At 64.8% G+C, this 5,394-nt stretch carries 4 protein-coding genes and 2 pseudogenes; 5 read left to right on the forward strand and 1 reads right to left on the reverse strand.

Going from position 1 to position 5,394, the window contains the following annotated elements; all coding sequences use genetic code 11:
* The 3 genes and pseudogenes from B4U45_RS07360 to B4U45_RS07370 all read left to right on the forward strand — a co-directional run.
* On the forward strand, positions 1 to 908 hold a 908-nt coding region (locus B4U45_RS07360), incomplete at its 5' end, for a hypothetical protein (protein ID WP_219859370.1).
* Positions 909 to 1,061: 153 nt separating this feature from the next.
* A pseudogene (locus B4U45_RS07365) lies at positions 1,062 to 1,358 on the forward strand (4-hydroxy-2-oxovalerate aldolase); the annotation flags it as partial.
* A 45-nt stretch (positions 1,359 to 1,403) separates the two neighbouring features.
* Complete coding sequence (locus tag B4U45_RS07370) at positions 1,404 to 2,831, forward strand: serine hydrolase domain-containing protein (protein WP_259641790.1); 1,428 nt, start codon at positions 1,404 to 1,406, stop codon at positions 2,829 to 2,831.
* Positions 2,832 to 2,833: 2 nt separating this feature from the next.
* Here the strand turns inward: B4U45_RS07370 and B4U45_RS07375 are convergent, their stop codons facing one another.
* Complete coding sequence (locus tag B4U45_RS07375; RefSeq protein WP_075547388.1) at positions 2,834 to 4,033, reverse strand: mannosyltransferase; 1,200 nt, start codon at positions 4,031 to 4,033, stop codon at positions 2,834 to 2,836.
* A 150-nt stretch (positions 4,034 to 4,183) separates the two neighbouring features.
* Between B4U45_RS07375 and B4U45_RS07380 the strand changes: the two genes are divergently transcribed.
* Positions 4,184 to 4,831: a hypothetical protein gene (locus B4U45_RS07380; protein WP_075547387.1), complete on the forward strand. Its 648-nt coding sequence runs from the start codon at positions 4,184 to 4,186 to the stop codon at positions 4,829 to 4,831.
* Positions 4,832 to 4,878: 47 nt separating this feature from the next.
* A pseudogene (locus tag B4U45_RS07385) lies at positions 4,879 to 5,394 on the forward strand (Rv1157c family protein); the annotation flags it as partial.

Genomic DNA, 5,394 nt, shown 5'->3' on the forward strand with positions numbered 1-5,394 from the left:
AACGCGGCGCCGTTGTTGCGCTGGGGACCTTGGCGTTGACTAGCGGCGTCGCCGTCGCCGTCGACATCACCGCGGGGAGCGCCGCCAGCGTCAGCGTTGGCAGGCTCGCCATTACTCTGACCGCTCACGACGGATTCAAACTTGACACCTGTTCGAATGATCATTCTAGTTATAGCGATCATAACGATTCCAACAACGGTTCAACGACAAACGGCAGCAGTCAGGACACCAATAACAGTTCGATTGTTTCCAGCAATCTTCAGGACTCGGGCAGCAATCCTACGGTCACTTCTAACAGTAACGATCAACCGAATTCAAATCAAGACTACATATTCATCGATAACATGCCGGTTACTCAAATTGTGGATGAATATTCAATCAGCAGTATCGACCAAAACAATGTTAACAATAGGTACGAAGGCCTGGATAATTTTACCAATAGTTATACCATTATGGAGAATATACCCAACACCTTCGAGGACAATTTTGGGAGCTTTGCTGAAGATATGAACCGTCCGAGATATCCTTTCGGCAGAGTATCGGACAGCGACCCCGAACTGCCCAGTCCGTTTCCATCGGAGCTGTCTCCTGGGGAAGACGTAGATGGTAGCAAATTAGCCGAATACATCGTGCTGAACGACGGCGAATATGTCTTGCGTCCTGGCTTTTTGTCGAGTTACCCGAGGGTGCAGAGCATCGACGACTGGTCGCCGATGTATCGAGAGGCGGTTATCCAGCAATGGCACAGGGCGCAAGCGGTGCAACAGGGAGCGGGCGGAGGCAACGTATATCCCCCAACACCAGGGATCCGCTACGATGACGCTACATCCGACTCCGACGACGAATACTCCGGTTCTTATGAAGATTCTTCTACTTTCGATGACGACTCCAACAATTCCGACGAGTAGTGGTTTCAGATAGACACCGGGCGGCATCGTCAATACAGATCTGGGGTTCAAGGTGGGCTCGGGTACCAAGCCAACAACCATTTCTGGCCGGCGATGCCGACAATGTCGCTATCGGATGGATGCGCCACTGCCGGGCCGGGAATGATTGAGAGCGGTGCCCGCGCGGGCAACGCGCCGGTCGTGGCGCTGACCGGGGTGTTGCGCAAGATCGGCGTGAAAACCGGCATCGAATTCTTCGACATCGCCGATGCCGCCGAGGACGTGGTGCACCCGGCCATGCCCGCCGAATGCCTGCTGGACCGCAACGCGCTCATCATGGGCTATTCGGGCGTCTACTCCAGCTCCCTCAAGTACGCCGTGCGTCAGGCCGAGCACTACGGTGTGCCGGCGTCGGCGCTCCTGTACCGAGCGGGTCGGCGCAAGTTGATCGGCGGGAAGGAAGACCGTTTGCGCACCTTTCTCGGCAGCGCCGTCGCGGGCGCAGCTGCGCTGGCGTTGTCGTCGTGCTCGGCCAACCGTGCCTGCCGCGCGTTTGACGAGCTCGACACCAAGATCACCAAGGGCATGAAGGCCTATGGGATCCCGGGTGCCGCAGTTGGCGTATGGGTCGGCGGGCAGGAATACGTAAAAGGCTACGGAGTCACCAACGTCGACCATCCGGTACCCGTCGACGGCGATACGGTCTTTCGGATCGGTTCCACCACAAAGACGTTCACCGGAACCACGATCATGCGGCTGGTGGACGAGGGCAAGGTGGACTTGGACGCACCGGGGCGCCGGTACCTTCCCGAGTTCGCCGTTGCCTACCCAGTGGTCAGCGCCACCGTCACGGTGCGCCAGTTGCTCAGTCACACCTCGGGCTGGATGGGTGATGACATCCAGGACTTCGGCCGCGGCAATGACGCGGTGGCCCGGTACGTCGCCGCGATGACGCGACTACCGCAGCTGACCGCACCGAGAACCGTATTCGCTTACAACAACGCCGGTTTGGTGGTGGCGGACCGGATCATCGAAGTGGTCACCGGGTCGACGTACGAGTCGGCGGTGCAACGTCTGTTGCTCTACCCGCTGCAACTTGGCCACACCCACTACTTCTCAAACCAGATCGTCGGTCTGAATGTGGCGGCCGCGCACGACGTGGTCGACGGCAAAGCGGTTGTCGATACCGGCTTTTGGCCTTTTCCGCATAGCTGCAACCCCTCCGGCGCGCTGATTTCCAGTGTGCGAGATCAACTGCGCTACGCCAGGTTTCACCTCGGCGACGGCACCGCACCCGACGGAACGCGGCTGCTGGGCGCGCAATCGCTGGCGGCGATGCGCTCGGACCCCGGCGCGGGCGGCACCCTGCAAGTCGAGCTCACCGGAATGGGTGTCGCCTGGATGCTGCGGCCGTCCGCGGAAGGCCCGGTCATCGTCCAGCACGGCGGCACCTGGAACGGCCAACGCTCGGGATTCTTCATGGTGCCGGAGCGCAAATTCGCCATGACGTTGCTCACCAATTCCGAAGGCGGATCCGCGCTGACCGTCGACCTGTTCGCCGATGATTGGGCGTTGCGCCGCTTTGCCGGGGTCAGCAACCTGCCCGCCACACCGCAGCATCTCAGCGCCGGCGAGTTGGCGCCGTACCAGGGGCGCTACGTCGCCGGGCTGATCAATGAATCCGGCCGCCTCGGGCAGGCGGTCATCGACATGCGGGTTGGAAACGGCCAACTCGACGCCACCATGAGCTCCGACGACCCCGGCGCGGAGAGCAGCCGCCTGGGTCTTGCCTTCTACCGGCCCGACTATGGGCTTGACCTCGGACCCGACAACAAGCCGGTGGGTACCCGATCCAATTTCGTCCGCGACTCGGACGGCAACATCGCCTGGTTCCGCACCCGCGGACGCCTTTTCCAACGCCGGGAGCGCGACGAAACGAACTAGCGTCACCGACTACGGGTCGCGGCCACCCAGGCCAGGGTTGCCAGCGTCGCCACCGGATAGACCAGCCCGGCCCAGGCCAGATACCAGGGCCGGCTGATCACCCAGATTGTCGGTTGGGCGAAGCTGAGCAACCACGGCACGCCAATGATGGTCAGCGCCAACCAGCCCCAGCCCATGACCGGGGCGCCCGGGCGTTGCCGCAATGGCCCATGCAGCAGCCAGATCATCAGCGGCACCAGCCATACCCAGTGGTGGGTCCACGAGATCGGCGAAAACAGCAGGCCGAACAATTCGACCACCAGTAACTTGCCCAGCCGATCGAATGGGTCGAGCGCCCGCCAGGCCAGGACGACCAGCACCGCCGTGACCGCGACGGCCGCCAGCACCAGCGGACCGAAACCGGCGTCGTGACCGAGAATCCGGGAAATCGCGCCCCGCCAGGATTGGTTGAACGACGTGGCAACCGGCCCTATTCGGCGAGCATCGCCCAACAGATTCGTGAAGTAGTAGCGAGCCTGATCGCCGGCGATCAGCATCGACACGCCGATGGTAGCCAAGAACACCACCGCCGAACAGGCCGCAGCAAGCCAGCGCCTTACCCCAATGAGATAGACGGCGGTGATCGCCGGCGTCAGCTTGATGCCGGCCGCCACCCCGACCAGCAGGCCCGACAGCCACCCCCGGGTGGTGTACACCGCCCAGAGTGCCGCCAGCATCAGCAAGACATTGATCTGCCCGTAGTCGAAGGTGCTCCGTAGCGGCTCGAGCCAGATGGCGATCGCCGTCCACAGCATCGCCGCCCGATGACCGTGACCGGCCGGCACGCCCAGGAGGTGCTGGCTGATCCGGACGGAGCCGTATAGCGCGGCCATCGTCGCGATCTGCCACAGCAACGCAACCAGACCGAATGGCAGCAGGTGCAGCGGATAGAAGACGACAGCAGCAAACGGTGGATAGGTGAACGGCAGCGGGAAGTCCGGCGTCTGGTCGGCGTATACGTAGCTGTAGAGGGTGCCCGGGTGATCCAGAGCCGCCGCCCCGCCCACATAGACGTGCAGGTCGACAAAGTTCGCGCCGTTGGGCGCCAGGTAGGTCCAGGCAAATCGCGCGGCGACGCTCAGGGTCAGCAGCAGCGGCGCTGCCCGCGTCTGCCACCGGCTGGTTCTCGCCGTCGGGACGGCTGAAGTGCTGTCTACCCGCACGACATTAGTGGGACACGTTCCGGGGGCGCCGGATCACCGCCGCCACTCGTATCGGTAACGATCACATAAATGCCACACGTGTCACTTGAGTCACACCAGTACCGCGATAGCTTCGGCTGCGGGATCTGTCACCGCTAACCAGGGAGAGTCATGCCAACCATGTGGACCTACGTACGCGCCGCCGCCGTCTTGGTCGGTTCGTCCGCCGCCTTACTCACGGGCGGTATCGCCCACGCCGACCCGGCGCCGGTGCCGGATCCGGTTTCCAACATCCCGCAGCAGCTGATCGCGTCGGCCGCCAACGCGCCGCAAATTCTGCAAAACCTCGCGACGGCACTGGGAGCCACCCCACCGGTCCCCAGAGCCCCGGAGCCCGCGCTTGCCGCCCCCGGCATCGCATCCATGATTCCGGGACTGACTCCCGCCGCACCGGCGGTGCCGGCGACGTCGGCCGGAACGCCGGCCATTCCCGGGGTGACCACACCGATCCCCGGCATCACCGCACCGGTGGCGGCTCCGACGGCTCCCGCACCGGCGGCAACGCCGGCCATTCCCGGGGTGACCACACCGATCCCGGGCGTCACCGCCCCGCTGACCCCGGCGGCTCCCGCGGCTCCGGCAGCGGCGCTTCCCGGGTTGGCGTCGGCGATTCCGGGTCTCGCCCAGGCGGCCCTGCCGGGGTTGGCTTCGGGCGCCATTCCGGGACTACCGGCCGCTGTCCCTGCCCCGGCGCCCGCGGCACCCGCGCCTGGGGCACCGGCTGGTCCGCCCCAGACGCTGCTGGCTGCCCTGCCCTGACCCAACTGTCAACCGGCTGACCATCACCAAGGACTGGAGAAACTACTGTGGCGAGCACGTGGAGCCTGTCCAAGGGTTTGGCCGCCGCCGTCGTCACCTCGGCTGCCGCGTTCGGGCTTTGCCCGGCCGCGGCGGCCGACCCGGCGGCGCCGCAGCCCAACCCCAACCAGCAGCTACCGGGCCTGCCGGCGTTGACCCAGTTGAGTCCGATAATCCAACAGGCCGCCAGCAACCCAGGACAGGCGACCCAGCTGTTGATGGCCGCGGCGCAAGCGTTTGTCCACAATCCGGCTGCGCCGGCCGAGTCCAAGAACGTCGCGGCGTCGGTGAACCAGTTCGTGGCGGAGCCGACCAATCCCGGTTCGCCCGCCCTAGGGGTGCCGGCCCCGGCCCCTGAGACCGCACCGGTGCCACACGTGCCGCCGCCTGGTGTCGAGCCCGGCATGCTGGCGCATCTGCCGACCGGGATCGATCCGGCACACGTCGCCGGCCCCGCGCCGGCTGCGGCTCCCGCACCGGCATCCCCGCCGGCTGGGGCACCGCCCGCCGCGGCTCCCGCGCCG

Origin of the sequence: Mycobacterium persicum, from assembly GCF_002086915.1 — a bacterium.
GTDB classification, from domain to species: domain Bacteria; phylum Actinomycetota; class Actinomycetes; order Mycobacteriales; family Mycobacteriaceae; genus Mycobacterium; species Mycobacterium persicum.

What these genes read in the sequence shown, in the direction of transcription:
- B4U45_RS07380 (WP_075547387.1), top strand. Translation starts at nt 4,184, where the DNA reads ATGCCAACCATGTGGACCTACGTACGCGCCGCCGCCGTCTTGGTCGGT.